The 24,956-nt window shown below is 52.5% G+C and carries 28 protein-coding genes; 1 reads left to right on the top strand and 27 read right to left on the bottom strand.

Going from position 1 to position 24,956, the window contains the following annotated elements:
- Positions 1 to 231: 231 nt before the first annotated feature.
- The 5 genes from JFT44_RS25570 to JFT44_RS25555 form a co-directional block, all read right to left on the bottom strand.
- Positions 232 to 1,002: a hypothetical protein gene (locus tag JFT44_RS25570; protein ID WP_198831385.1), complete on the bottom strand. Its 771-nt coding sequence runs from the start codon at positions 1,000 to 1,002 to the stop codon at positions 232 to 234.
- Positions 1,003 to 1,537: 535 nt separating this feature from the next.
- Positions 1,538 to 1,984: a hypothetical protein gene (locus JFT44_RS25565; RefSeq protein WP_198831384.1), complete on the bottom strand. Its 447-nt coding sequence runs from the start codon at positions 1,982 to 1,984 to the stop codon at positions 1,538 to 1,540.
- A 65-nt stretch (positions 1,985 to 2,049) separates the two neighbouring features.
- On the bottom strand, positions 2,050 to 3,465 hold the full coding sequence (locus JFT44_RS28815) for an LPD7 domain-containing protein (protein WP_233098432.1): 1,416 nt from the start codon (positions 3,463 to 3,465) through the stop codon (positions 2,050 to 2,052).
- Between the two features lie 482 nt (positions 3,466 to 3,947).
- Positions 3,948 to 4,337 carry a hypothetical protein gene (locus tag JFT44_RS28810; RefSeq protein ID WP_233098430.1) on the bottom strand — a complete coding sequence of 130 codons (390 nt, stop codon included), beginning with the start codon at positions 4,335 to 4,337 and terminating at the stop codon, positions 3,948 to 3,950.
- A 986-nt stretch (positions 4,338 to 5,323) separates the two neighbouring features.
- Positions 5,324 to 5,668 (bottom strand): molybdopterin-guanine dinucleotide biosynthesis protein MobC, encoded by a 345-nt coding sequence (locus JFT44_RS25555; protein WP_198831382.1) that lies wholly within the window; start codon positions 5,666 to 5,668, stop codon positions 5,324 to 5,326.
- Positions 5,669 to 5,975: 307 nt separating this feature from the next.
- Here JFT44_RS25555 and JFT44_RS25550 point away from each other — a divergent pair, with 307 nt between their 5' ends.
- The gene (locus JFT44_RS25550; RefSeq protein ID WP_198831381.1) at positions 5,976 to 6,389 is read left to right on the top strand and encodes a hypothetical protein; all 414 of its coding nucleotides are present in this window, start codon (positions 5,976 to 5,978) and stop codon (positions 6,387 to 6,389) included.
- Positions 6,390 to 6,428: 39 nt separating this feature from the next.
- On the opposite strand, the gene JFT44_RS25545 is transcribed toward JFT44_RS25550, so the two are convergent.
- The 22 genes from JFT44_RS25545 to JFT44_RS25440 form a co-directional block, all read right to left on the bottom strand.
- Positions 6,429 to 7,007 (bottom strand): hypothetical protein, encoded by a 579-nt coding sequence (locus tag JFT44_RS25545; protein ID WP_198831380.1) that lies wholly within the window; start codon positions 7,005 to 7,007, stop codon positions 6,429 to 6,431.
- 9 nt (positions 7,008 to 7,016) lie between these two features.
- Positions 7,017 to 7,721 (bottom strand): StbB family protein, encoded by a 705-nt coding sequence (stbB, locus tag JFT44_RS25540; RefSeq protein ID WP_198831379.1) that lies wholly within the window; start codon positions 7,719 to 7,721, stop codon positions 7,017 to 7,019.
- A 346-nt stretch (positions 7,722 to 8,067) separates the two neighbouring features.
- Positions 8,068 to 8,811 carry a hypothetical protein gene (locus JFT44_RS25535; protein ID WP_198831378.1) on the bottom strand — a complete coding sequence of 248 codons (744 nt, stop codon included), beginning with the start codon at positions 8,809 to 8,811 and terminating at the stop codon, positions 8,068 to 8,070.
- A gap of 20 nt (positions 8,812 to 8,831) precedes the next feature.
- A complete protein-coding gene (gene ssb, locus JFT44_RS25530) occupies positions 8,832 to 9,335 on the bottom strand; it encodes a single-stranded DNA-binding protein (RefSeq protein ID WP_307830583.1) in 504 nt (167 codons plus the stop codon).
- A gap of 9 nt (positions 9,336 to 9,344) precedes the next feature.
- A complete protein-coding gene (locus JFT44_RS25525) occupies positions 9,345 to 9,587 on the bottom strand; it encodes a hypothetical protein (RefSeq protein WP_198831376.1) in 243 nt (80 codons plus the stop codon).
- Positions 9,588 to 9,589: 2 nt separating this feature from the next.
- The gene (locus tag JFT44_RS25520; protein ID WP_198831375.1) at positions 9,590 to 9,838 is read right to left on the bottom strand and encodes a hypothetical protein; all 249 of its coding nucleotides are present in this window, start codon (positions 9,836 to 9,838) and stop codon (positions 9,590 to 9,592) included.
- A 51-nt stretch (positions 9,839 to 9,889) separates the two neighbouring features.
- Positions 9,890 to 12,028, bottom strand: coding sequence for a type IA DNA topoisomerase (locus JFT44_RS25515; RefSeq protein WP_198831374.1), 2,139 nt, complete (start codon positions 12,026 to 12,028; stop codon positions 9,890 to 9,892).
- 51 nt (positions 12,029 to 12,079) lie between these two features.
- A complete protein-coding gene (locus JFT44_RS25510) occupies positions 12,080 to 12,466 on the bottom strand; it encodes a TrbM/KikA/MpfK family conjugal transfer protein (protein WP_198831373.1) in 387 nt (128 codons plus the stop codon).
- A 54-nt stretch (positions 12,467 to 12,520) separates the two neighbouring features.
- Positions 12,521 to 14,071: a type IV secretory system conjugative DNA transfer family protein gene (locus JFT44_RS25505; protein ID WP_198831372.1), complete on the bottom strand. Its 1,551-nt coding sequence runs from the start codon at positions 14,069 to 14,071 to the stop codon at positions 12,521 to 12,523.
- Positions 14,072 to 14,136: 65 nt separating this feature from the next.
- Entirely contained in the window at positions 14,137 to 14,496 is a 360-nt protein-coding gene (locus tag JFT44_RS25500) for a hypothetical protein (protein WP_198831371.1), read from the bottom strand.
- Positions 14,497 to 14,504: 8 nt separating this feature from the next.
- A complete protein-coding gene (virB11, locus tag JFT44_RS25495; protein WP_198831370.1) occupies positions 14,505 to 15,572 on the bottom strand; it encodes a P-type DNA transfer ATPase VirB11 in 1,068 nt (355 codons plus the stop codon).
- Positions 15,573 to 15,588: 16 nt separating this feature from the next.
- Complete coding sequence (locus JFT44_RS25490) at positions 15,589 to 16,971, bottom strand: TrbI/VirB10 family protein (RefSeq protein WP_198831369.1); 1,383 nt, start codon at positions 16,969 to 16,971, stop codon at positions 15,589 to 15,591.
- Entirely contained in the window at positions 16,958 to 17,752 is a 795-nt protein-coding gene (locus JFT44_RS25485; protein WP_198831368.1) for a TrbG/VirB9 family P-type conjugative transfer protein, read from the bottom strand. The genes JFT44_RS25490 and JFT44_RS25485 overlap by 14 nt, the downstream gene beginning before the upstream one ends.
- Positions 17,742 to 18,542 carry a type IV secretion system protein gene (locus JFT44_RS25480; RefSeq protein ID WP_198831367.1) on the bottom strand — a complete coding sequence of 267 codons (801 nt, stop codon included), beginning with the start codon at positions 18,540 to 18,542 and terminating at the stop codon, positions 17,742 to 17,744. The genes JFT44_RS25485 and JFT44_RS25480 overlap by 11 nt, the downstream gene beginning before the upstream one ends.
- Before the next feature lie 229 nt (positions 18,543 to 18,771).
- Positions 18,772 to 19,710, bottom strand: a complete 939-nt coding sequence (locus JFT44_RS25475; RefSeq protein ID WP_198831366.1) for a type IV secretion system protein — start codon at positions 19,708 to 19,710, stop codon at positions 18,772 to 18,774.
- 10 nt (positions 19,711 to 19,720) lie between these two features.
- Positions 19,721 to 20,080, bottom strand: a complete 360-nt coding sequence (locus tag JFT44_RS25470; protein ID WP_233098429.1) for a hypothetical protein — start codon at positions 20,078 to 20,080, stop codon at positions 19,721 to 19,723.
- 42 nt (positions 20,081 to 20,122) lie between these two features.
- Positions 20,123 to 20,806: a P-type DNA transfer protein VirB5 gene (virB5, locus tag JFT44_RS25465; RefSeq protein ID WP_198831365.1), complete on the bottom strand. Its 684-nt coding sequence runs from the start codon at positions 20,804 to 20,806 to the stop codon at positions 20,123 to 20,125.
- A 16-nt stretch (positions 20,807 to 20,822) separates the two neighbouring features.
- Positions 20,823 to 23,336 (bottom strand): VirB4 family type IV secretion system protein, encoded by a 2,514-nt coding sequence (locus JFT44_RS25460; RefSeq protein ID WP_374068296.1) that lies wholly within the window; start codon positions 23,334 to 23,336, stop codon positions 20,823 to 20,825.
- Positions 23,257 to 23,718: a VirB3 family type IV secretion system protein gene (locus tag JFT44_RS25455; protein WP_198831364.1), complete on the bottom strand. Its 462-nt coding sequence runs from the start codon at positions 23,716 to 23,718 to the stop codon at positions 23,257 to 23,259. Before JFT44_RS25455 ends, JFT44_RS25460 begins: the two co-directional genes overlap by 80 nt.
- Before the next feature lie 19 nt (positions 23,719 to 23,737).
- Positions 23,738 to 24,058: a conjugal transfer protein gene (locus tag JFT44_RS25450; protein WP_198831363.1), complete on the bottom strand. Its 321-nt coding sequence runs from the start codon at positions 24,056 to 24,058 to the stop codon at positions 23,738 to 23,740.
- Complete coding sequence (locus tag JFT44_RS25445; RefSeq protein ID WP_198831362.1) at positions 24,051 to 24,731, bottom strand: lytic transglycosylase domain-containing protein; 681 nt, start codon at positions 24,729 to 24,731, stop codon at positions 24,051 to 24,053. Before JFT44_RS25445 ends, JFT44_RS25450 begins: the two co-directional genes overlap by 8 nt.
- Before the next feature lie 3 nt (positions 24,732 to 24,734).
- A complete protein-coding gene (locus JFT44_RS25440; protein ID WP_198831361.1) occupies positions 24,735 to 24,947 on the bottom strand; it encodes a hypothetical protein in 213 nt (70 codons plus the stop codon).
- Between the last annotated feature and the right edge of the window lie 9 nt (positions 24,948 to 24,956).

Below are 24,956 nucleotides of genomic sequence, written 5' to 3'. Positions count from 1 at the left end.
TCGAAAGTCACTGTTTTACCCGGAGGGGGAAACTGACGGGGGTATAAAATTCCATTTAATCCTAAAGGCTTTTGGCTAACGGACGGCAAAACCCGGGGCAGGGCGCACACCCAGCCAAAACACGTCGTTTTCCTCCCTCCGGTTCCGGTTCTACGGCCGGGACCGCCCATTTGCCAAATCGCAGGCGTGACAATGCCTCCGCGTGAGCGGATTCAATTTTAAAATGGGGGATTAACCGCTGCCGGTGGGCTTGTTGGCCAATAGCCGGTTCAGTGCCGTCAGCACATCATTGCCTGTGGCACGCTGAGGCGCGTCAGCCTTGACCTTAGTAGGGGCGGTTGGCAGGTTAACCGCCCGGTCACCCATCACCTTGCGGGCCTCCTGGTCCTGCCAGCGTTGACGTGACACCTCGCGCCGGTGCAGCTCCAGGGAGTGACGCTCCATATCCGCCAACCGGCGCTGGGCCAACGCACGCAACTGCGCTTCACGGCGCTTCTTCGCGGCCTTTTGCACCCGCTCGTACACGTAACGCAGCCCAAGGTCATTCCAGAAAAGCTTGGTAAAGCGCACCAATACCCGCGTACGCACAAGGTGCAGACCGTTTTCGTCCTTTTCGTCCAGGCGCACACGCTCGATCCGGCGATACACGTAATCCGCTGCATCCAGGGTTTTAAACATCCGACACAGGATCGGTGCCGAAATAGACGAGTCCTCCGCGATACCCCGTTGGGTATTAAGAACAAACTCGCCGCTCTTGTCGTCCAGGTAACCCAAAACACTCGTGGCCAGGTCCAAGCGGACCAGTGTCTGTTCAGTTACGCGCTCGATGGCCCGAAACACCTCCACGCGGGTACGCCGGTCGCCATTAACGCTGTCCAGGCGGCGCAGGTACTTCCCTCGGTAGCGCTCAATGTTGCCAAGACGCTCCTTTGCAGCACGAATCAACGGGTTTTTCAGTTGCTCAGGTGTGAGGCGAAGCGGGTCCGCTCGACGTGCAGGCATCACCCTGGCAGGTCTACGCAGTGCGGAATGGGGATCAGAAGGGGCGAGCCGGACGGCTCTGAGGGGTTTCTTCACCATCCCTTACCCCCTGGGCAGTCACTGCCGCGAGTCGGGTAAAGGATGATGTTTACTGCATAAGTATCTGTTTTCTTATGTCTGTTGCCACCATCAACGACGTGCGCAACCACTTGGGATACTCGTTCCATAAGTCCGCCAATCAGCGGTGAGCCCTTATCACGTTTTACTGCTTGCACGAAGCCGCAGTGAACGCCATAATTGGCTCACGTTTTGAGAGAGAGAACAGGCTTCTAGCAAAGAAATTGACCTGTTCTGGATTGTCCAAAAAGCCCCGGCGCCAACCGGGGCTTTTTGGTTTCTGCTGTTTGTGAATCTACATCGGTCAAACCCTGTCAAAAACACTTCGGCGGATAGTAGCATGAGGCTCCCTCGTTCGGCTTCCCTTAATGCGTGGTTATTCGCTGTGCTTAACTGTCGGCAGAACAAGCGGTTACACCCGCACAGTTCCTTGTAAACCTCACAGCAAAAAACTCCCGCGTGGACTGTCCTTCAACACCGGTGCGATCCAATCGTCACTGTTCCAGCGCTCGATGGCATCGAGCAGCGTCTTGCCGCCCTGCATGACCACGCCGTCCTCCGGCGTCATGCAGGACGTGCAAATCACCACGACCTCTCCCGTGCTGGATCGATGACCTGGCCCCACATCGGGTTTCTGATCGCATTCAGGACACGCCTTAATAAACGGGTGATGCAATCGAGCGTTCTCCAGCTCGGCCAATCCTTCACGTTTGTTAGCCTCACTGAGAATCGAACGTAGCCCGTCCACCAGGTCGTCATTGCCCTGTGGGTCTTCCCGTAATATCTGCTCCAGCGTCTCGTACAACGCCCCGCGACACTCCATTGGGCGGTCTTCATAACCGGCCCTGATTAGAGCGGTTTTGACCTGCAAATCTGCTGCTTTCATAGTGCTGTCTCCACGTTGGCCAACCCAAAACCATCCCCCGCTTGGGGGATGGCCACGCCCGTCAATCAGCCCATTTCTGGCCCGTGGTCCTGCTCAGGTTCAGACTGTGTAAGAGACTCCGCCGCCGGTTGGTCCAAGCCCAAGGACGCCGGTTGGCCCATGTGGGTAAAGTTCAGTAGCCCCGTCGAACGCTCGACCGCAGGCGCTGCGTTCGTCACGGATGGTCCATCCTTCGCTACTGTCTCCAGCTCGACAGCCCATTCGCGGCGATAGCCAGGCTTTTCGGTCATGGTTCCGTCTGCCTGTTGTAGTTGCAGCGTGACCGGCACCGTGCCTTTGTCCTCGATCCGCACGCGGTCGCCCTGTTTGAGCTGTATCTGTTCCATTGCGTCAGCCAGGCCAGCGCCCCACAGGGTCCTGTTGCCCGAGTCGGTTTTCACGGTGACGAAGTAGCTTTGTTCTTTATCTGGCTTGTTCTGGTACGGCGCTGCGCCATGATCGATGAGTTCTCCCTGGATGACTTTCCGGTCGTTTACTGGCTTGGCCACGTCCGGCTTGCCGTCTGCTGCCAACAACGCGGCGTGCTTTTTGCTTTCAATGTCGTTAACCAACGGCACAACAAAATCTGTCGCTTCGTCCAGGGCCTTGATGGACTCTGGTGAGCTTTGCGATTTCGCATAGAAGTCTTCGATAGCCCCCTTGAAAGCCTCGCGGTAACTGTCGTTTTCCATGTAGGAACTGATCATGGCCAAGGCATCAGGCGTTTTATCGTTGGTGGCCACCAACCAAATGGCGTGATCCTCTCCCCGTAGTCCCATCACCGTGTCCGAGGAACGCACATCAGCCTCGGACATCGGGCCGCTTCCAGGCATTTGCATCGACTTACGCCATGCAGCCTCGCGTTGCACCAGTTCGCTCGGGCTTTGCTCTGGAGCAACAGCCTCTGGCTGTGCTGGATAACGATTAAGGTCCAGGGTCGCCGGTTGGCCGTTATGCACAAAGTCCAGCGGGGCAGGGGCCTCCTGGGTCGCTTCAGCGCTTGGCTCTGGCGCACCCGGCGCAATGCCTTGACCATCACGCTCAATTTCAAGTTCGGCACGACGTGCCGCCAGGCTCTGGTTCATGTCCTTATCTGTAAAATGCACCTCCATGCCGCTCTTGGCCGCAGCCTCGACCACCAGGTGCTTAAATTCAGCGCTGCCGGTAATGGTCAGCGTGCTACCAAAGCGCTCCTGGGCCAGCTTCAACGCCACGGCCACACCTGACTCCGTGATACCGGTACGGCGCAGAGAAATGGCCTTGCCGGTGTCCACAAACAACACTTTGTCATTTTTCTTATCCAGGTAATGCACGTTTTGACTGAACTTGGCTTTCTTGGTGTAAATGTCCTTGGCACTCAATTCGCGTTCGCGGGTTTTAGTTGTCTCCGGGTCTAGCTGCTTACCCAAGTTATCGACGATCCGCCGAACTTGCTCACGCATGCCAACTGGCTTCGGCCCCTTGGGACCACTGATGGAATAGCCTGGGTCTTCTTTTTCTTCTTCAATAAGACTGCGAATCTCTGCACTGCCCATAAAGTTAACCTCGATATTTTGGGTGGGATGTTTAATTGCTTCACGCGCTTTCAATCGCTCAAACGTCAACACCGAAACAAGTTGCGTTTTGTCTTGTCGCGTCAATCGTTCATCTGAGAACAGCGAACGTCTTAATTCGAAAAATTGTTTATTAACCCGGCGCATCGCTTTGCGTTGCGGGGGCAGTAGTTGATTACTTTCTATCTGACGGTTGAAATAAGCCGCGACCGTAGAGGCCTCACGGTTAATTGCGATGGGCTTATGTTTGGCTTGTTTAATAATCAGTTCCGAATCCACTGCTCTTTTAAGCGGACCAAACAACCGTTGGCTGCGGGCTTCGATATCGGAAATGGTGGTGACGCGGTGGGGGTTGCGAGGGTGGAGCGGTGTTACGGTTCTACTTCGCTTGGGTTGTCGGCTTGTTCCTCCTGCTCTTGTCTTTCGCGCTGCTCCATCTGCTGTCTGAGGAAGGCTGGCATGCTGCTGTCGTCGCCCTGGCCCCTCTGATCCCCGTCCTCCTCCTCGTCCTCCGGCTCGTATAGGTGGTCGCAGTCTAGAATCTCCTCCCGATTGCGGCTGTCCCAGGTGAAGCTGTGCATCACCTGGCAATAGCACCGCACCGTCACTGACTCCGGCGCGTCCGGCTTGCCCGTGATCTGCCACATCGCTGACGGACACGTCTTGCACGCCAGGGGCAGGGCGGGCAGTTCCTCGACTTTCAGTTTCAACAGTACTTCGCTGCTGATCTCTCTCCCGTTCGGGAGCGTATAAGCTGCCATAGCGATCTCCATAGGTCTGATAGAACGTCCGCTCGCGCTCGGCCAGTAGCCGAAGTCGCTCATCCGGGGATGACGCGGTGTAGAGCTTGCGAAAGGCCGGAGTGGCCTTGCTGATGTACTTAATTTCCTTGGCCCGTTGAGGCCAGGCTAATAAGCGGTCCTGGATAACCTTTTTATCCAGCGGAGGTTTTTTTAATTCACGTCTGACAATAAAGTCGTCCTGAAAGATGGTGTCTTTCAGGTTAGTAAACTTCGCGTCACCAGGAAGCTTGACCGCGATGTATTCGCTGTCCTTACCTTCGTTGCGAATCCGTGTTTCACCGTGTTCAGCAACAAGTGCGTAAAAGTCCGGGCGGGTTACTACACCACATTCAATAACCTGCTTAACCAGGTCTTGTTTAAAGTCGCGATTTTTTCCATAAAAATCGTCAGCCTTGTAACGGGATAACACGCTGGCGGCATCCTTAATATCGGCACGTACATTTTCACGTGGCGAGGACAGCTCGTACTTTTGATTAATGTATTCTTGAAACGCCTCAAGGTACTTAACATTTCCTTCATGCATACCAACGGGGTTTGCTTCGTTACCGCTAAGCATATTTTTGCGAGGAATGATGATATGGATATGTGGTTTACGCTCAATCATATCCCCAGTAGCTTTATCCTTTATTGTTTTGATCTTTGGCAAATGCGCCTCTGCGTAAAAATTGAACTCATCTTCTTTATACGCATACATCATAAACTGCTTAAATTCTTGTGTGATTTCTTGCAACGTATCGTAAGAAACTTCATCTTCACGAAAAGCCAAGGTGAATGATAAGTACCGATTCTGCCCCTTGTCCTCGATACTTTCATAAACCATACGGGTCAAATCTAAATCACCATCCAGAATTACCCGCTCGTCCAGCTCGTCACGGCTAAACTCTCTCCCGGCCTTATTTCCTTCCTCCAGATATTCTTGCGCACCAGTGTTATATCCGCTTACCCTAATCAACATGGCTCACCCCCGCGCTTAAAAGCTCACGAATAAGTGCAAGTTCGTGCAACACTTTAATGTATAATGACTCAGATATAATGCCAGACTTTCGATACGCACTATTAACCTTGTGCGAGAGCTGGTTAAGGTTATTACTGGACTTGCTATATAAGAACAGCAAGTGTTCGTAGTTTTTTGAGGACTCCTTGAAGACAGGAGATTTATTGAGAGTCATATCGCGAAAAAATCGGCTCTGGCTGATATCCGCCTTTTCGATGATTTCCGCAAAGGGCGCGTACTGTTCCTCCGTCAACCGGAAGGACACGATGCGCTCCTTGTTGACCTTTTTAGCCATGGCATCACCCCACCAACAACAACCAACAATGACAACCAACAAAAGACAACAGCTCTCCCGCTCTGCGGGGTTTCAAAGGGGTTTCCCCTTTGGCGCGGACGATGTTTATAAAAGGCGAAGCTCTTTTGTAAACAATCGGTAACGTGCCTGTCTTTTGATTCCGAATTTTCAGTACACCCCAGAAATACCCCTAAAGCACCCCAGCTATACCCCACATTTGCCCCAAAAATACCCCCGGTGTACACTGGACTACCCCGGAAATACTCCTGGAATACCCCACGAATCCTCCAAGAGGTCTAGTTTCACCATGACAAAACTGTCTCTAAGCGAAACCTTGCAGAAAATGGCGGGGATGCATGACAGCCGATCTGAAACTGACCGCCTGCGGGACGTGTATGCCGATGTAGAAATGGCCCTACAGAGTGGCGTGAGTCGAAGAGCGGTTTTAGATGCCCTTCACCAAGACGGCTTTACGATGAGCCTTAAAATGTTCGATAAGGCGCTGTATCGAATTCGTAAGGCTAAGCGCTCTAACGTCACTACCAAAGGTCATGCAATTGAGCATCATGTCGATGCTATAAAAAGCGAGACTTCGGCCAAACCGCTACTGGAAAAAACCGTGTCATCACCACGCAAAGCAATGACACCCGCAGATTTTCGAGAAATTAGAAATCAGCCACACGACTGGGTAGCGTTATCTAAGCCCGTAATAAAAAAATAACAAGTCATGACTTAGAAACTGCCCGCTTAGGGCAGTTATCTAACGAGGCTTTACAAATTTACTTTTAACATCGGCAGGTAGGCTATTGATAATATCTCTTTGCGCCTTGTACTCATCATAAAACCATTTATTGGTTTCATCATTTTGTTTAGAGATAATGGTTAGCCAGGTCATGCCACACAATGTCAGCACCATGGCAAACACAAAGCCGACCAACATTATATAGTTCATGCGTGTAGCATGTGCGTCCCGAATACTTCCAGAAAGGCCTTTGATCCTTTTCTCCAGTTCCTCAACTTTGATTGAGGCTTTATGAAGCGCAGGATCAATCGTGCGTTCTAAACTCACATGTATAGCACCAGAAAGCTCTGACCCCGCTTCAAACGCAACGCGTGTTGCCGTAGTTTGAATGGCTTCCTTGGTAGCATCTTGAAGTTTCTGAGCGGTTGATTCTGCATCAGCTACAGCAATAGCAATAATTTCTAAAGAGTCTGAAATTGACAGTTTCAGCAGTTCCGGTATGGCCTTGATATCGTCGTGAACGTTCCCAAGGTCGCTTAGTAACTCAATCATCAACGCATCGCGTGCTGTTCTAGGTGGAGCCGTTTCATCAATCATGGCGTATCCTCAAGTGAATAGTGCATCATAAACAGCATCAAGCTTCCGATTCACACCTTTGCACAATAGTTTTAGGCCATACATATCTGACCACCGCGCACGATCCTCTGCATCTGCCGTCTTATCCTTGAGCAATGTCTTATAGTCAATTCCATCAGCCATTAGTCCCTGTAGAGACATGCGACGAATCGACAACGCATCAAATAATTCAGTTTCGTAAATCGCACACCGATTATTGAGAGAGAACGTTTTATTTTGTCCGTGAAAGTTCTGAATAATTGGAAATTCGCTTTCTACGTCTCGTTGAACACGGTTAAATAAAACCTTTATTTTTTCGAAAGGAATACCAATTGCCGTCAAACTTTCGATCATACGCACCGACTCAATCTGTTCTTTTGTGCCACTTGTGACAGGAATAATATAATAGTCAATATCTTCATGAGCCTCTTCAAACCCTTCAAGATTGACCATAAAATCTTCGACATTAGAAGCGCCCACGTCGATGATTGCGCTATCTGCAAGCATGACTTTCTGCAAAAGTTCGCGAAACATATCTCCGCGCAACTTTTCAACATCCAGGCCGATTCCTTCCGCCGTCTCATTAATTGATTCAATGGCATAAATAGGGGCCCCGTTCATGCGTGGAGACAGCAAGTGTGCAGCAACGGTAGTTTTACCTACAGTACCAGTATAATTAAGCACGGCTACTTTCATAATAAATATCCTTAATTGAAATTTAACGGATGTACACACGCATGCATTCACAAACGCAGCCGAATGCCGGACGCGTATGTCCAGGCTGAAAAATGGGTGAAGGGGCTATCTAAAACCAAGGGCGCTGCCCTTGTTATCCCGCAACTGCCGCGTTGGGCTCAGGAGCGCGGGGTGGTGAAGCTACCCCACACTCCAGAGCAAGGCTTTGGGTGGTCGAGGTATCGTCAAGTGTGCGCTGCGCCCGTGCTTCCGTTCGCCGCAACGATAAAGCCGTTACGACGAGCCGGGAGCGCGGCACCTGACGTTTCATGGGGAGTGGTGTTACAGACCAGCGCAGATATAAACGTCAGTCCATCTCAGGCCCATATTCTTCGTCTTGATCCAGGGCCTGATCTTCCTGCCCCCAGTAGCAGACATCCTTACGATATTGAGCATCGTTCTGCTGGGGCTCCGTCTGTGGCTCTCGTATCCCCAGTTTGATGCCTGCGGCCACGTTTTCGGTAATATCGCGTAACTGCGCCAGGCTCAAAGTCATCCGTGACTGTTCAGCCAGTAACTCGTCAAGAGTGTCGGCCCCGTGGCTGATTCGTGAAACATCACCACTGGCATGTTCAGCCACAAACGCAAACACCTCTTCGGCGTTCATCTGTGGGGAGTTTTCTGGATAGGTCGATTCAACCGCACGCCATAAATCTTTCAGCGTATGGACATTGTCGATAAACGGCGTATCCACCGCGCTGGATTCATCACGCGAGTTCATGATCGTATCCAGCACCAACCGCTTTTCATCAGGCCTGAAGGTGTTTATTCCGTAGTGGCCGAGTCCTTCGTGCTTAACACATCGGTGCAAAGTGGCCTCGTCCCGTGATTGAGAAGCCACAACGCAGATTGCTTGTCCAACGGGAAGGTACGCAGCTTGGACGCCTTCGAGTCGTTCACGGGCTGTTCTGTCGAGCGATTGTCCAACGGCTTTTTCGATGGCATCTATGTATTCCTTCGTGTCGGTAAATAAAAGCACTCTGACCCAATCAATCAGGCCAAGCTCTTTCAGAGTCGATTCAACGACCCGTTCCGCCTCTGCCTTATCCATTGTAAACCAGTCTCCCAGACTCAGAACGGAACGTCTGGGTCATAACTATCATCATCGGAGGCCTGTGGGGCTGGCTGTGCAGGCTTGTTAGCAGCAGGCTTTGCCTTGCCCTTACCTGGGGCTTTCTCGCTCTTTTCTGCATTGTCAGGCTGCTGTGGTCCCCGCGCTTCTTGCTCGGCAGGCTTTGCATCCAACAGTTGCAGGGTGCCCTGCATGTCCACGACGATTTCCGTGGTGTAACGCTTAATGCCATCCTTCTCCCAGCTTCGGGTTTGTAGCTTGCCCTCGATGTAGACCCGCGACCCTTTATGCAGGTATTCGCCAGCGATTTCAGCGACCTTGCCGAACAGCGATACCCGGTGCCATTCAGTTTTTTCAACCTTCTGGCCGGTTTGCTTGTCAGTCCACTGCTCACTGGTGGCAAGACTGAGGTTGGTCACGCACGTACCGTTGGGCATGTACCGCACTTCCGGGTCCTGCCCGCAGGTGCCAAGCAAGGTCACTCGGTTAACTCCACGCATCACGTTATCCTCTCAATATTCGACTTCAAAAAGGGTGTCGCCCTGTTGCCCGGCGAGGTCGCGTAGCGCCGGGAGTTGTTCATTAATGAAATGGGCCGGATTTTGCGATGCCTCTCCGATAATCATGTCCAGGGCATCGAAGTAACTGTATTCGTGGCCCAGTAAACGCTGCTGCTCTTGATACGCCTGGGCAAGCGAGTCCTGCTCAACCTCTACAATCTTTAGAGCCTGTTGTTTCAGGGCATCAGCTGACATGCTCACTCCTTCCACTTCTGCTGTGGATGAGCGTTTTTTTGATCAGCCTGCAAGCCGTTTGATAGCACTTGCAGAGCGATTTGGTGCTTCTGCAAGGAAACCGATTCAGCTTGATTTGCCTGGATCTGCACCAAAGACACATTGATCGCGGCAAGTTGCGCGGTTTGTTGTTCTATCTGTGATTGCGATGCGCAGCCGCCCAGAGACAGCAGCATCAACGCGGACGCCGCGAAGGCCATGTAAGTTTTCATAATTTCATCCTGCAGGTGGGGGGGTAATTGAAGGTGAGCCAATACTGGCTTTTAGCGGTTAAAAACCATCTGTACCTTGGCTTCAGCATCCAGGCGCAGCGCAGCGTCGAACGTCTTGCCCGCCTTGCTCTTAAACCCCTTTAGAACACCGGTTTTACCCTTCGTCAGCAGGGTTTCGATCTGGCCGAAGGTCAGGTTTTTACCGCTAATTTCGGGGTACAGTCGGAATTGGCATCCTCGGCATGCAATCACCCTGGACGTTACGGCCAACTCACCACCGCACATTGGGCATTTCGCGTTGAGTTCTGGCGGGGCGTCCTTGACCAGGGCCTGCACGTTGCCCAAATCCACCGTTCCCACCTGGTGCGCGATAAACCTCTCCAGTTCGTCCAGGAACGCGTCTACCGTCAGCTCCCCGGCCTCGATCATCTGTTGCTGTTCATGCCAAAGGGCAGTCATGTCCGGCGTGGTTGCGATAGCAGGCAAAGCGGCAATGAACTCCAGGCCCAACGAGGTCGGGATGAATTTCTTCTTCACCACCTCATAGAAACCACGCTCTTGTAGCTTGGTCAGCATTGATCCACGGGTGGCTGGGGTGCCAATACCGCCGTTTTCGCCGGTCTTGCCCTTGTCACGGTCCAACAACAGTTGCTTGATTCGCGGGTCAACCACGTACTTGGCCACCCGCTTCAAATCTTTAAGCAACTCGGCCTCGGTGTAGATCGGCAGTGGACGGGTTTTCTCTTTTGAAATGGTGACGGACTCGCACACGCCGTTTTCAGAAGCTTTTAAAGCCGACAGAGCGTCGAACTGGGGGCCTTCGTCAGTTTCCGTGGAGTCGTCTTCATCGTCGGCACTGGTGCCGATGAGCGCTGTCCAGCCAGCCTGAGTCGTCTTGTTGGAACGGGCGACAAAGGTATGACCGGCAACCTCAAATAGCACCTCAGCTGCCAGGTAGCCTTTGGCTGGCATGAACTGCACCAGGTAACGCTTCACGATGGCCAGGTAAACAGCCTTTTCGTCCGCTGACAGTTTGGCGATATCCACTTTGGTGCCGGTCGGAATAATCGCGGTGTGCGCCGAAACCTTGCTGTCGTTGAATGCACGGCTCTTGCGTTGCGGATCTACCTGAGCAAAAACGACGGCAAAATCCGGCAGCACCTGGGCCAATATCGCCAGGGTTTGTGGCGCATCCGAAAACTGTTCCTCGGACAGATAACTGCAATCTGAACGGTTGTAGGTAATGGCCTTGTGGTTGTCACGCAGTGACTGGGTGATGGCCAACGTCTTTTCAGACGTAATTCCATGTTCCTTGCTGATCTCTGCTTGCAGCATCAGCAGGTCAAATGGCAGGGGGGCAAGCTCCTGTTTTTCGACCACTTGAGCCCGAGTGACGATCGCAGGCGCTTGATGACACGCGGTCGCAATGGCCTGGGCATATGACTCGTCGATGATCCGGTTTTTGTCGTCTGCCGGCGCATCATCCGGGACCACAAATTTCGCGCTGACCCGACCGCCAACAGCCAAATTGGCGTTGACCGCATAGAAGTTGGCGGCGGCATGGTTCTTGTTCGCCAGGTAGCGGTTCACGATCAAGCCCAGGATAGGGGTCTGTACTCGCCCGACCGACAACACCGTTTTAACCCCCCTGGCCCGCGCTGCCAACGTGCAGGCCCGCGTCATATTGAACCCGTAAAGCTGGTCACCAATGCTGCGCGCCAGGGCCTTTTGGTACAGACCGAAAAACTCACGGTTGTCCTTGAGGTTTGCCAAGGCTTTAAGTGCCGTATTGACATTAAGGTCGTTGATCAGCACACGCTTTACTGGACTGGTATTGCCGAAATATTCCAATACCTCGTCCACCAACAACTGGCCCTCGTCGTCAGGGTCGCCAGCGTGAACGATCTCTGACGCTTGCCCAATCAGCCCCCCTACTACCTTGAGCTGGTCATGGGTGCGTGCAATCGGCTGGTACTTCACTGGACGCAGTTTGAGCGGCAAATCCGTGGCGTTCCACTTCTCATAGGCCGGGTTATGCACCTCGGGCGGCGCCAGTTCCAGCAGGTGCCCAATGCACCAGGTCACAACATCCGAACCGCACTGGAAAAACCCACCTTTGTTTTGCGGATTGCCCAAGGCTTCGGCAATAACCTTACCCAAGCCTGGTTTTTCGGCAATAAAAACTCTCATGTTTAAACCCCTGATAGGAAGCAGTTAATTAAATAATTCATTCGAAATTAGTTAACCAAACACCTTGCCGAACTTATCGTTAATCTTTTTGTTAATGCCCTGATCGGCGGCAGGACAACTATTTAGAAACTGCCCTCGGGCCGTGGCTGTCTTGTCCCACCTAATCTTTCCTTTCTTCTTGATCTGGATACTGAAGTAGTCCTTTTCAGCACTGCTGCATTCGCTTCCGCCGCTATTGCCTGTGAATTTGCCAAACATGCACAGCACGGTTTTGCAGGGGTCCTTGGCAAAGGCCGGTGACGTGGTGAAAACGGCCAATGAGAGCAGCGCTGTAGTCAGGTATTGGCGAATGCGTGAACCCTGTGTGCGTTTTTTAGCAGGCACAGCTTTGTGAGCAGCCAGGCACAATTGGCCCGCCGCGAGTACGGTGGTTTTCATGATTTCATCCTTTGTTTGTATGCGCAGAGTTGCGCCTGATCATGCAGAAAGGGGTTATTGCTTGCTCTGTGGCATGTCGCGTTTATGTTGTTCCTCTTTCATTTGCGCATCATGAGGGGCTGCGACAGCGGCTTTGGCCTCAACCATCCGCACAGGTACGGTCAATGCGTCGATTTTGGTTGCATCCCCAACTGGCAAGGTCGGAGGCTTCATATTGGCTCGCCCCCTTAAAACATCGTCCTCGTAGTAAAAAATCTTCCGTGCCCTGATCTTCATCGGCGCGGTGGCTTTCGTGCCCTGGATGAACATCAGTTGATGGTCATAAGGCATTTCATTGATATCTTGAGGAAGCATCAACGGTCTGGCTTGCTCGCTGTAGTTGTCCGTTTGGTTGCGATCACCCACCTTGCGCTTGCCCAAGGATTGGGTTTGCACCCTGACTGTGGTGTTACCCAGTCGTGCGCTGTACTCCTTGGCCAGGTCAATGTCACCAGGTGCAAAGACAATCTCGATGTGGAAGGCCTTCATGATGGCGTTGCCCTTCTCCGTACCGTAGGTGGCCCGGATCTGGTCCTTACCCTGAAAGATGATGAAATACCGTAGGCCTGCACCACGGGTCAGCGCAGGCGCGGTTTCCATAATTTCCATCCGGCCCATGATTGCAAACTCGTCCATGAGCAACGCGAGCTGATACTTATATTTAAGGGTGCCATCTGCACAATGTCCGCCATGCTCCGGCAGGGGCTTTGAGTTCTGTCGGATTGCTTGGGTAAAAAACAGATTCATCAAAGGGCCGAACTTCTTCAGCGATTCTTCGGACATGCTGAAGTAGATCGTGGTCTTTTCCTGCCTGGCCTTGGCGAAGTCGATATCGTCACCCGACAGCGCCCAAGCCACGGTTTTCTCTGCATAGATCGACAGAACATCGCGCACGATATCCGCCGTGGTGGACCAGCCACTGCTTTTGTTCTTTGACGCTTCGAATACGCCGTTCAGTTCTCGCAAAGTCTCAGAGGACAACGCTTCAGGCCCACTGCTGCGCTCGTTAATGACCTGCTGAGCCCATGCCCCCATTGCAGAACCTAACGATGCAACCTCGTAGGCCTGCGGCAGCGTTCGAGGCATCGACGGTGTTTCCATTAAGTACAACAAAATGGCGGTAAATACGTTGCTGGCCTTGGTGTACCACTCCTGGTTCTTTTCGTTGCTCGACACAAACAACACGCTGGCCAAGGTTCGAATTTCACCCAGCCGGTAAAGCGGATCATTGCTGATCTGCGACAGCGGATTCCAACGGTGTGTTTCTAGGCGTTCGGGTGAAAAGCGGAACACCTTGTGGCCCGCAAAAGCTCTAAAACCCGAAGTGATCTCCCAGTTTTCAAATTTGGGATCGTTGATCACCATTGAATCGGGGTAGCTAAGCGCATTAGGAATAACCTCTCCCACCCCTTTGCCGGTTCCGGGAGGTGCGGCCAACATCACGAACTGCTGGCCATAACTGGCCAAAAACGCGTCTTTGGTGGGGTGCTTGCCGATCAGGAAGGCGGGGTATTCTTCGATGCGCTTTTGTGGGTTACTTGGGCTATACACAAGATTTTTAGACATGCTCCCTCCCCTTTTTAGCGTGATGTGAATGGTTTTCACACATTGCTCTATCTCTCCATAAATTATTATTTGCTGGTGTTGTGGTATTCGCCTTTGTATTCGAACTGACGCAACTCTCTGGCGTTAGCAAACCGAGCATCGCCGTGCAGTGAGCTGGTCGGGTTGAGCCGGAAGAAGAAAACCATCAGCGTGATTCCAACCGGCAAAAAAGTGATAGCTGCGGTCACACACCAAGACCATGGTAGGTACAGCAATCGACGGTCGTTGAGCGCCAAGTGTCGAGCATCCCATAGGGTGTGCCACGTCAGTCCTGCTGTGGCATTGCCCGCCGTCAGCTTCAAGAACAAGGCACCACCGGCATACAGCCCACCAACAAAACACACCATCATCAACACCAGAACCAGCAGGGTTATTTTCCACCACATAACGCCTCCTAAATCGCCTTGCCATTGAGCAAAGCCAGTTTGTGTTTTGGCTCGTAATGCACCTCTTTAATGTGGGTGCCTTCCATGTACACCACCACGTCAAATGAAGTCCTGACCAGGCGCTCGATGTAGTCATAATCCAGCCCCTTGCCTACCTCCGACTGCTTCACCAGTCCGCAGACACGGGCATAGCCCGCCTCGCTGTCGTTGGCGTGAGCCGTGGTCACAGTGCCCTTGGTGCCAGTGTTCAAAATCTCGATGAAGTGCCACACCTCATCACCGGTTAGCTCAGCTAGAAACAGATGGTCAGGCTTCATCCGCAACGAGCTGGCCACCAGGGCTTTAGGTGCCACCACAGCGCCGTAAAACAAGTGAACATGGTTGGGGTGATAAGGAAGCTGCAATTCACTGACCTCCTGGATGGTGATCATCCGTCGATTGACCGGAAACAGGTCCATCAAGGATTTACCGAAGGTCGTTTTGCCGGAGCCAGGCCCACCGAAAATGATGATGTTTTGCCGGTGTTCGACGGCCAGCGGAAAAAACCAACCCCAGTTGCGTTCGTTGTGCGCCGTGACCATTTCATGCTGCCAGCCGGTCAAGTCCGTCACAGGGGCTGCGATGGCCTGGGCACCATCAAACCGTCCGCTGTCGATGTAATCTTGAAGCGTGAAGCGTTCAATCGACGGCTTACGAAAGGTCATGGACAACGTGCCCTTTTCACACGCCGGAGCCATGACGATCTGGCCCCGCTCACCACCAGGTAGCTCAACCGTGTGAATCGGTGTCTTAGCCGCCAATTCGCGGTGGTTAAGCGCGGCCAGGCTGTTGGCCAATCTCCAGCACAGGTTGTAGGTCAACCAAGGCGCGGCCTCCTGCTGCCAGCCCGTGGGTGTATCCACCCACATCTCCAAAGGCCGGTTAATCGCCACATCCGTGGTGCCAGGCCGGTTAAGCCGTTCGGTCACTCCTGACTGATCGAGAAAATCCAGCACCAACGTGGATTCGATGAGGATGTTGTCGTCCTCATCCTGCTCAGCACCTGGTACTTGTTGTTCGTCATTTGGGTTTGTCATAGGTATTACCTCATTGTTAGCGGTTCTCAAAAACCGATGAAAAGTCGATGTCACGGGCCACAATCACCGTCATGACCGTACCCGGCAGAATGTGCGCGGTGGGCTTTATGCCTATCGTGCTTTCCAGCGCCTTATTGGCCATGTTTTCCGTGTTTTGCTCGCTGTTATTCACCGTGTAGCCGCCACTGCTTTTCTGCGTCGTGTTTTTGGCCGCTTCTAATGCATCCTGGATAAAGGACAGCATTACCGCGCCGCCAAAGCGCTGCATGTAGTGATTGTCGATCCAGGCTTCTGTACCACTGGCACCCATCGGGCCAGCGCCTAAACTGGCAAGATTGGCCCGCACACCCGATTGAGTCTCAAGTTCAGTCCAGGAGGTGAACACACGCACCTGGCCAGGCCTGACTTCGACGCTTTGCTCACCGAACAAACGGTCACCAGCATCAGCAAGCACGGTTGAGCCGTCCGCCGAATACAAAGGTTCGGTCAATGGGCACTCAATCAACGAGGGTTGATCAGTCACGATCTCGGTGTACAACACGCAACGGGTGTAGGTGTTGTGTGACAGCAGGTATTTACGCGATGGGGCCAGCACTGCCTTGCCTGGTGAGAAGCTGGTACCCGACAAGTTGCTTAAACTCCCCCGCGATGACGAACCACCGCCCAAGCCACCCCCCAAGCCCGTCTGAGCCACGTCAGGAGTACTTTCAGTGCCACCGGCCAACGGCGTGACTGTTGCTGGGCCTGACGCCCCGCTAACCGACGAACCGTAGCCCGAGGCATCCTGAACCAACGGTGTCACCACAACGCCTCCAGCCAACTTGCGTTGGGCGGGTGTCTGAGGCACATCTTTGGTATCGCCTTGAGAGGATGTATTGGCACCGGCTGTCGCGTTACCCGAATTGGCTCCTGACTCGGTGCCTTTATTGGCTTTTTCTTGAGCGAGCCTTAACGCTTCTGCATCCTTGGCCTTTTGGTCTTCCTCGGCCTGCATTTGCCTGAGTTTTTCCTCTTTCAGTTGTTTCATGCTGGTGTCGTTGCCCGCGTCCTTGTCGAGCGTGGCATCGGCCTTGACCGTGCTTTCATCAATGTCGGTGGAGCCTTCTTTCATTGTTGAAATGACCCACCACCAGCCCCCGACTAATATCAAAAGGAACACCAGCACTACACCGGCAATGGAGAGGTACAACGCTTTTTTGGACTGCCCCCCTCCTGCACGCTTTTTCAGTAGGTCGAACGAACCACGGGCCTTATCGGATTGCACGGGTGGCAGCTCGTTGGTTTCTGCCGATTCTGGAGTGGTGCCCGCCGGGGTATCCTGGGCGTGTTTTTGGACTTCATCACCAGACAACTCGCCGCCCTGGATGACATGGCCGTCATTACTGTCATTGTTCTGCATGCTTCACCTCTCGAATCTCCCCCGTGGTGGTGCCGTTGTAGTTGTAAAAGCCACCCACCTGTTGCCGGGTTCTCGCCTCCAGTACCAAGCTGTTAAGCCGAAAACGGAACAACTGGCTGACGCCATGCACCACCATGATGTTTTGCACGTTGCGCACGTTGACCAGTGTCTCGGTGCCATCGGGCAACACCTGGTACACCACCGGACGTGGTGCATTGGTCACAAACCGAAAACAGGTAAAGGTGCCGTTGTCCCAACCTTCCGCTGGCGAAATCGCCTTATCACCGCGTACCTGGAACGTGTTGATCGGTCCTGGACATGGGTCAGGATTAAAGTCGCGAGTGGCCTGCGGTTTTTTCGGCGGATCTGGATAGGTGAACCGCAGTGCATAGGTCATGTCGGCCACCTGCTTAACCAGTTTCAGCTCCAGCAGGTAGGTATGACGGTTGGTGTTAATAATCAGGTTGGTATTGGGCTCCTGATCCGTGGTCGGCTTAATCGCCACGATGTTGCCCGCTTTGTTGGCGCCTATGGACCACGCAGTGGGATCGCCCGCCACAATCAGGCCGGAATCCTCATACACCGTTTCATGGGCTGGGAACTGCACCAGTGAAGTACGCCCGACCACCGCTTGAATGCGAAATACGTTGTCCGGGGTATAGAACGCGGTTTGTACCCGTCGATCCTGGTAAGACCCCTCCCCCATTTTTTCAGCGAATGCATGTTGCACGCTGACCGAAAGGAACAAGGCCACAAAAACCGTCATGGATTTATTTTTCATGACTCACCCCCGCCCCGACTTCCTGGGTTGGCGAATAGGACAGAGCGCCAAACCCTCGCGGGTTAAGCCATTGATCACCACGTTTTTTTGTCGGGTTCTTGTAGTCGTAACTGATTGTCGACAACCAAACCGCAGGCTTGACCTCTGGATCTGGCATGCCGTTACGGTCGAGCACTGTTTTGGTAAGACGTACTTGGGCGGTGCCCTTTGCGTTTTCACGGGTGAGGAACGTGATGTTGTTGATCTCGGTTTTGATTTGCCGGTTGTTGCCCAACACAGCCAGATAGCCCTTGGAAGACAATTGGAAGTTACGGTACTCGGCAAACGTGGTGCCATAGGACAGCAACTCGACCATCGAAAACTGGGCATCGTTGTTCGAAAAGTTGTAACTCTCACGAAAACGCACATAAGTAGCCAGCCAGTATTCATCGTCGATCTGTTCGGACGACTTAACCTGGCTGATTGGTTTAACCACATCGGTAAAGCCGGAACTGTTATCAACCCGCACCAGGTACGTTTCTACCGTTTTAAGCGGGGTCAACCCGAGAACAGCACCCACGGACATAAACGCCAATACCCCGAAAAACCCTGCTAGGCGTTTCCAGGTACGCGCACTGCGCTGATGGTCCGCTGCCAAATTACTTTCAAACCAACGGGCCGCATGGATATACGCCTGCTCAGACAGGCTGATATTCCTTGCTGCTGCTGCATCGATGCTGACCTGAGCGGCAAGGTGCTGCTCTTGTTCGATGACTTGTTGGCGATTCCTTTTATTTTTTCGAAGATTCATGCTGCCCCCCGACTGCTGTGGCTTTAACGTCTTTTGCTCTGGCCGGTGCATTTAGATCAGTCCATGGGCCGGAGGCTTCGGCTAACTTGGGGGCAGAGCTGCACCCCAACAGCAGGACAGCACAAAGCAGCCCGCTTATTGCGAGTTTGCAATTCATAGTGATTACCTTTTTAAAACGAAAGAATCAGAAGGGAGTTGCTATCGCTTGAGCAAGCGATGGAATACAAAGTTACTTAATGTTGTTGCGGCGTTTGGCTAAAAGCTTTGCGACACCACCAGCCATTTGTCTTGCCGTGTTAAATCCAGAGGCTCTACCGATAAGCCCTCCAAGTCCTCTAGCACCTCCCGTTGGAGTCCCGCCCATGATAGACGCGGCATAACCTGGTAGCTCGGTCGCTAACAGCGTGAACGTAGCGAATACAACAAGCATGCCGATATTCCCCGCCAAGCTGGTATTTATTACCCCATCCTTAATTATCTGTGTATTGATAAAATTAATTTCCATGGCAAGAATTATTGAAAATAGCACCTGAGTCAGCATAAATCCGCCTATTGCAGATACCCACCCCCAGAACCATTGTCTAGTTTGATCAAACAACAGAAATGCAATAAATATAGGGCCAACCGCCAATAGGACCGTCGTGGCCACTTTAAGTACAAAAAGTGTACCGACAGCAGTTAATATGAATGGAATACCCCCTAACAAATAAAATACCAAGCCCTGAATACTTAGCCAGATATCCTTCAAGCTCGTAGTGAAAATATTGAATGACATTGCGTCATAAAAGGCTTTTAAGTTATCGATATATGCCAACACCATTGTATCTATCTGGTTGGTTTGGTCTCCTTCCTGGCCTGATAGGACGCCTCCCATCCAATTAGGTAAACCGCTGACAAACGGAACAATGGTTTGTATGTACCAAGTCACGTTGAACGCACAAAACGCAATAAATGCCATTTTGGCGATTTCGCGGACAACCTCTTCAAAAGCAACATTCATTCCTCGGTAGAGCCATTGAATATTTCGAAGCGTGAAGTGGATTAACCACATGGTCCCGAATAACGCACCCACACCCAGCATCACCTTGGCCGTGCCTGTAGCCAAGGTGCTTTTAAGGGCGGCATCAACGGACTCAAATAGCGTATGAGCTATATTCGTAAAGTCCATATTGTCTCCGTCATTTTAATTTTACATACTCATCATTACCGAAAAACATACGGTCACCTTGCAGTCTCATCGTTAATAAACCGTTCATCATGCTTAAAACAGTATCAGACTCAGCTTTACCTTCGTATTTCTTATTTGTCGTTTTACGCCCACCTTCTAAAAAATCGACCATGGTAGTTTCAACATCCACATGAAAAACCTCCTTATCTTTTTTTATGTTTATATAATAGCTTGGCGGCGCAAGCCCCTTGCTTGCATGATTACCACTACTCCAGCGCCCGACAAAATCATCGCCTTTCCCTCCATTGCAACCCGACATCATCAACGTAAAAATAACCATACCAAACACTAGGCTTGTTTTTTTCAACATAAGTCACCCACCTGCTTTTATAGCTAAATACCCGTTATTGGATTAATCGTATTTCGGTAAGACTTTTGACTTTCCTAACATATAATCGCTAAATGCCTGTGCTCGTTTATTGTTTTCCATTTTTTCTTGTTGCTCCATCAACATCTGCATATTTGCCATGCGCATCTGTTGGTTTTGTTGCTCCAACAGCTCCTGTTGATAGCGCAACTGCAAGTCCTCCTTTTGCTGTGGCGTTAGAACCACGTTCAACCGGCCCCTTAACTGCTCGGCGTTCCTTACCCGTTCAGTGCTGGCATCGTAATTTCGCTCCAGCGCATCAGCGGCGGCCAACAATCTGTCGAACTTGGCCTGAACACTGACATTATCCGATTTCAGCCCATAGCGCTCCCGCAGACGAGCTATGTCCTGGACCGTCCCATAAACATCAGCCCATTCACCCATTGGCAAAACCTTGTTAAGCGCCGGGTTATTCAGAAAGTCGCCAAGTTTGTCATTCCCTGTTGCGATGCTTTTGAAGTTGTCGTACTGAGATTTAGCTTGGCTGATCCCATCCTTGGCAGTTTTCAAAGCATCCATGGCTTGTTGGGCTTGTTGCAGGGCGTTATTTGTCAAAAGCAGCGCCGTGGTGCCGTCAAGCGTTGGAATGCCAGGCACTGCCGCATAAGTCGGGAGCGCAGCCGTCAGCAGCGCGGCACTTATCGCCGTCGCGATGATTGTCTTCTTCATGGTATTTGCCTCGGTATTAGAGCGGCAGTAGGTCGGCTGCTCTTTGCTTTTTAAAGACCGGCATCCAGAGACGAGCGTCGGTGGTATTGAGGGTCTGACTGATATGCACGGCTTGCTGGTAAGCCGGAATCCATTCATTGGCATCGGTGGTGTTCAGGAACAAACGAACATGTTCCGCCATTAAAAAGGCAGGCACCCACACCTTTGGATCGGTAGTGCCGAGTAACTGGCGCACCTGCTGGGCTACGGCGGCATTGTGGTCGGTCGTGGAAAGCAACGGCAGCCAGTATTTCAAGTGATCGTCCAGAACCAGCTTCAACTTCACCGCGTTGTGCCCCTGCTGAACCACCATTTCACGACTGAGCGTGTTCATGTCAACCACGGCATCAAACACCTTGTCCCTGACACCAAAACGGGCATAGCCAGCACGATCTGCCTTGAAGTTTGGAAGCCATATCGCGGTAACGACCTGCTGTATTACATCGGCAGCATAGGGTGTTGCCAAGGCATCCTCGGGGTTCTGCGTATCCATCATCAGGATTTCGCCGCGCTTTCGACCGCTTTTCAAAATTTCCTTAATGGCATCCGCCGTGCTTTCAAAGGACAGCGGCACCCAGTACTCGGCCATGGTGTTAATTAACAGACTGCCTGGCCTGGACTGGTGCATCGCACGCTTCATGTAAAACAAGGTATTGAGCAATACCTCCATCACTTCCGGGTGCTTGCTCGCGTACTCTTTTTTAAGAACCCGTGTGCAGTCGAATGCCAACCGTTGATAGCTTTGCGGGTTGAACAGATTTTTCGGAGAGTCCAGCACCCACGCGTATTGCCCCTCACGGCCACCGGCCAGGCGGCACCATTTTGACAAGCGGGTATGCAGGCAATTGCCGCCCCGTGGCGTGATGTTTTGCAGCAACAACGACATGCCCCGAAAGTGCACGTTTTTGTGCTGCATCACCGCCTCGATGGAATCCTGAATCTCACGCTCTTCGTCCTCGTCAGTTTTGTCTTTACCCCCCGCGCAGCTCAGTACCTGGTCGTACAGAAACTGGCGCAGTCCCTTGCTGTCCTCAAACTGGAAAGGGTTAATGCCCGTGAACTCTCCTGGTGACAGGGTGTAATAGTGCGTACCCAGCGCCCCCAACAGATTTTTCAGCGATTCGTCGTAGTCGATGCCAAAAATCATTGGCTTAAACCGACTGAAAAACACCAACAACGTGGCGAGAAAAGTTGTTTTACCCACCCCCGTTTGGCCGGTGAGCGACAAATGCCCCGGCAGTTTTTCACCCAAGTTGTTTTGCCCTGGAGGGCTGTCGTGCGCATTCAGAACGAACAACGAGTCGTTGACAGTCCGCATGGGGATTAACCCAGTTCCGTCGCCTACAGGGTTGCCCCTGGCCTTGCCGGTCGGGGTGGCATGCAGGGAAAAGCCACATGCGAAGTTCTCCGTGGACTTCATCATGGGATACAGCGCCTCGGTCACCCCTGGGAACTGCGTATACCAGGTGTCAACGTTGGTCATGGTCGAGCGCACGAAGGCCGTGTCGTGAACGGTGAACACCGATTCCATTTTCGAGCCATTATCAATGGCCTCATCCGGGGTGTTGCCGTAGACGATCAGGGACGCGTGGTAACGGCCAAATGCTTTTTCACCCTGGGTCACTTCTTCAATGGCGTTTTCCAGCTCGTCCGTCTGCCTTGTTTCGCCTTCAACCGACCCAAGGTCGGCAATGTGCTTGTTGAACTCTTTTTTGGCCCGGTTACGGTCTTCAAACAAAAACGACTGCACCAGGGTGAATTCAAACTGCTGCTCAATGGCCTCATCCCACATGCCAGGACGTGAACCACCCCCAGGGTAATCACGTAGGTCATAGGTGGTGGCAAAACGGCGCCCTCCCCGGTTAGGCCGATTTTCGATAAAGTCGTATTCGCCAAAGCTGGTCACGCTGTCGATGACGGCATCACCCAGTCGCGTATCACTGACCAGCACGTCTTGTTCATGACCGTTGATTAACAGGCTTAAAAACCGCCCAACCTGCGAGTACAGCGCGCCCTGTTCGTTTTCTTCCAAGGCCATGATGGCCGGGTCGTACATCGCCAGACTGGTTTTGGAAATAGTCAGTAGCTCTTTCATCCGCCGAATACCGTCATCGAGGTCACGGTATTTGAGAACAAGAGCTAGGCTATAGCCGACCTGGCGAAAGGTGCCGTCCCGAAAAGGAGCGGTGTAGGCATCGACAAAATCTTGCAGCGCAGGTAAAGGCAGGTCGTATTCAGTATTAAGCTCGATGCCCGTTTTGGTCACATAGCTTTGCAACATCAGGTTCTTGCCTTCCTTTTTCCCTAATGCCACGAAGTAGCGGTTGAGTTTGAAGAACCATTGTTTGAGATCTTCATCACTCTGCGTTTCGTGGGAAACACCTTTGAGCCTGATCAGGCTGACCAGCCGATTACCGGGCAATGTCACCATGTTCTCGTGGACGGGATACCCCAGCAGCGGCACTTTGACCTCGGGGGGCATGTACTTCATGACTTGGCGCCGGATGAAACCGGCGTTGTGCGAATCGTTTGCCATAGAATTGGCTCCAATTGGGATTAAACGGGGTGAGCAGCAAACGCTTGCCGTACCGCCAGTTCATGCGGATACGACGCCAGGACCACCACAAACGCCGTGGGTACTGGGCATCAACCGCGCAGATGAAGCGCAAGGCTGCTAATGCACCCGCAAAGGGCGCCAGGAACAACAAACCCCACACCCAAGACAGCAGCACAGTTCCTGCCACGCCGCAGACCAAACCGCCCATCAGCAAAGCCACCATCGGCATAATGGGGATACCCCACTGCATGGCAGGCCTGCTCATTGCGTTGTAGCTCTCGAAAATCAACTTCTTCAGTGATTCGTTCGCTGACATGAGTTTCTCCGCTGGGGCGTTATGCAGGCGTGCCAGTGCCAAAGACCTGCCAGGCAGCCGCCCCCAACACCATCGTGCCGCCGACCACAACGAGGACGCCAACCTGTTGCAGGTAGTCCATGAAGGTATGGGAGCGGTCGCCGGTTGAACGGGCAATCATCCATTGGATACCGGACCACATCAGGCAACCGAGGCCCAAGGTGCCGCCCAAGGCATAAAGCGCAAGCCGGATATTGGTGCCCCACGTTTGAAGCTCAGATTGCCAGTCAGCCATGGCCAGCGCGGGCATACAGCACAGGATCAGAACAGCGGCGCGTGGAAGGTTTGCTTTTTTAAACATCGACTTTCTCCTTTGGGATTTCTTGCTGTGGTTCCGGCTTTAGATCAGACGCAGAAGGCTGCGCAGCGGGCATATAGCGCGGGTATTGGCGCAATACGTCCCAACTTTCATAGGTTGGTTGTGGAGGGGGTGAAACAGGTTGTACCGGCACTTGTGGAGCACTGACGGCGCCGGTCAAGGCTGGCACCGTAACGGTGGTGATGTCGGCATTGGCGACCACACGCTGTACGTGACTCGATCCGCCAAACTGCGCTTCTGGTTGAAAGCCACGCCGTTTGTTGCCGCTGTAGTAACAGGAGATAGCTTTGTGCAAAGCCTCCTGCTGTGTACCGCCGTCTGGGACGGCGCTGGCATAGCAGCCCTCAAGGATCGTGGCTGTCATGCGCAAGTTAGTGCAGGGATCAAACACCACCTCCGGTTTGGCTACATCAAAGTGCTGTCGGTTGATCTGCCCTAGGCCAATGCTGAAATTGGCGCCCTCTTTCACCAACGTATTCACCGCCGTCACCGCCTCTTCCAGGTTTTGCGGCTGACGTGGCAACGCTCTGCCGACGACGCCGATAGCCCATGGATTAAAAGCGGATTCTGTTTTGACGATGGGAGTTAACGTGGCGGGGTGTATCGAGGGGGCGCATTGCAGGGCCAGGGCCAAAAAGGCACTGGTAGTTAACATTTATTACTCCTCGTTGTTTTTAAATTCCTTCAGCAGTTCAGCCTTTGCTTGATCTGCAAACCGATCAATCATGAACTTTAGAAGTTGCGATGCAGTTATTTGACGCCGTGTTTGAGAACTCACATCAATAGCGTGACTTGTAAGAATCGCATGACGTTCAAGCCCAACATGGACTGTTGTAGTTTTTGCTCGACTCCCAATTTGATTTGGGACCATATAACCTCC

The organism is Pseudomonas sp. MF5691, from assembly GCF_016405645.1.
Classification (GTDB): domain Bacteria; phylum Pseudomonadota; class Gammaproteobacteria; order Pseudomonadales; family Pseudomonadaceae; genus Aquipseudomonas; species Aquipseudomonas shahriarae.
This window is presented reverse-complemented; position numbering and strand designations above follow the sequence as displayed.

Coding starts and splice junctions, on each gene's coding strand:
- stbB (WP_198831379.1), bottom strand. CDS start 7,721: ATGAAAGTAGCCGTGCTTAATTATACTGGTACTGTAGGTAAAACTACC.
- virB11 (WP_198831370.1), bottom strand. CDS start 15,572: ATGACAAACCCAAATGACGAACAACAAGTACCAGGTGCTGAGCAGGAT.
- JFT44_RS28810 (WP_233098430.1), bottom strand. CDS start 4,337: ATGGCAGCTTATACGCTCCCGAACGGGAGAGAGATCAGCAGCGAAGTA.
- JFT44_RS25535 (WP_198831378.1), bottom strand. CDS start 8,811: ATGGATAAGGCAGAGGCGGAACGGGTCGTTGAATCGACTCTGAAAGAG.
- JFT44_RS25475 (WP_198831366.1), bottom strand. CDS start 19,710: ATGGACTTTACGAATATAGCTCATACGCTATTTGAGTCCGTTGATGCC.
- JFT44_RS25440 (WP_198831361.1), bottom strand. CDS start 24,947: ATGGTCCCAAATCAAATTGGGAGTCGAGCAAAAACTACAACAGTCCAT.
- JFT44_RS25545 (WP_198831380.1), bottom strand. CDS start 7,007: ATGATTGATGAAACGGCTCCACCTAGAACAGCACGCGATGCGTTGATG.
- JFT44_RS25505 (WP_198831372.1), bottom strand. CDS start 14,071: ATGTCTAAAAATCTTGTGTATAGCCCAAGTAACCCACAAAAGCGCATC.
- JFT44_RS25520 (WP_198831375.1), bottom strand. CDS start 9,838: ATGAAAACTTACATGGCCTTCGCGGCGTCCGCGTTGATGCTGCTGTCT.
- JFT44_RS25455 (WP_198831364.1), bottom strand. CDS start 23,718: ATGTCAGCGAACGAATCACTGAAGAAGTTGATTTTCGAGAGCTACAAC.
- JFT44_RS25570 (WP_198831385.1), bottom strand. CDS start 1,002: ATGCCTGCACGTCGAGCGGACCCGCTTCGCCTCACACCTGAGCAACTG.
- JFT44_RS25450 (WP_198831363.1), bottom strand. CDS start 24,058: ATGTTTAAAAAAGCAAACCTTCCACGCGCCGCTGTTCTGATCCTGTGC.
- JFT44_RS25445 (WP_198831362.1), bottom strand. CDS start 24,731: ATGTTAACTACCAGTGCCTTTTTGGCCCTGGCCCTGCAATGCGCCCCC.
- JFT44_RS25550 (WP_198831381.1), top strand. CDS start 5,976: ATGACAAAACTGTCTCTAAGCGAAACCTTGCAGAAAATGGCGGGGATG.
- JFT44_RS25460 (WP_374068296.1), bottom strand. CDS start 23,336: ATGAAGTACATGCCCCCCGAGGTCAAAGTGCCGCTGCTGGGGTATCCC.
- JFT44_RS25485 (WP_198831368.1), bottom strand. CDS start 17,752: ATGAAAAATAAATCCATGACGGTTTTTGTGGCCTTGTTCCTTTCGGTC.
- JFT44_RS25470 (WP_233098429.1), bottom strand. CDS start 20,080: ATGTTGAAAAAAACAAGCCTAGTGTTTGGTATGGTTATTTTTACGTTG.
- JFT44_RS25500 (WP_198831371.1), bottom strand. CDS start 14,496: ATGTGGTGGAAAATAACCCTGCTGGTTCTGGTGTTGATGATGGTGTGT.
- JFT44_RS25490 (WP_198831369.1), bottom strand. CDS start 16,971: ATGCAGAACAATGACAGTAATGACGGCCATGTCATCCAGGGCGGCGAG.
- JFT44_RS28815 (WP_233098432.1), bottom strand. CDS start 3,465: ATGCGTGAGCAAGTTCGGCGGATCGTCGATAACTTGGGTAAGCAGCTA.
- JFT44_RS25510 (WP_198831373.1), bottom strand. CDS start 12,466: ATGAAAACCACCGTACTCGCGGCGGGCCAATTGTGCCTGGCTGCTCAC.
- JFT44_RS25480 (WP_198831367.1), bottom strand. CDS start 18,542: ATGAATCTTCGAAAAAATAAAAGGAATCGCCAACAAGTCATCGAACAA.
- virB5 (WP_198831365.1), bottom strand. CDS start 20,806: ATGAAGAAGACAATCATCGCGACGGCGATAAGTGCCGCGCTGCTGACG.
- JFT44_RS25565 (WP_198831384.1), bottom strand. CDS start 1,984: ATGAAAGCAGCAGATTTGCAGGTCAAAACCGCTCTAATCAGGGCCGGT.
- JFT44_RS25555 (WP_198831382.1), bottom strand. CDS start 5,668: ATGGCTAAAAAGGTCAACAAGGAGCGCATCGTGTCCTTCCGGTTGACG.
- JFT44_RS25515 (WP_198831374.1), bottom strand. CDS start 12,028: ATGAGAGTTTTTATTGCCGAAAAACCAGGCTTGGGTAAGGTTATTGCC.
- JFT44_RS25525 (WP_198831376.1), bottom strand. CDS start 9,587: ATGTCAGCTGATGCCCTGAAACAACAGGCTCTAAAGATTGTAGAGGTT.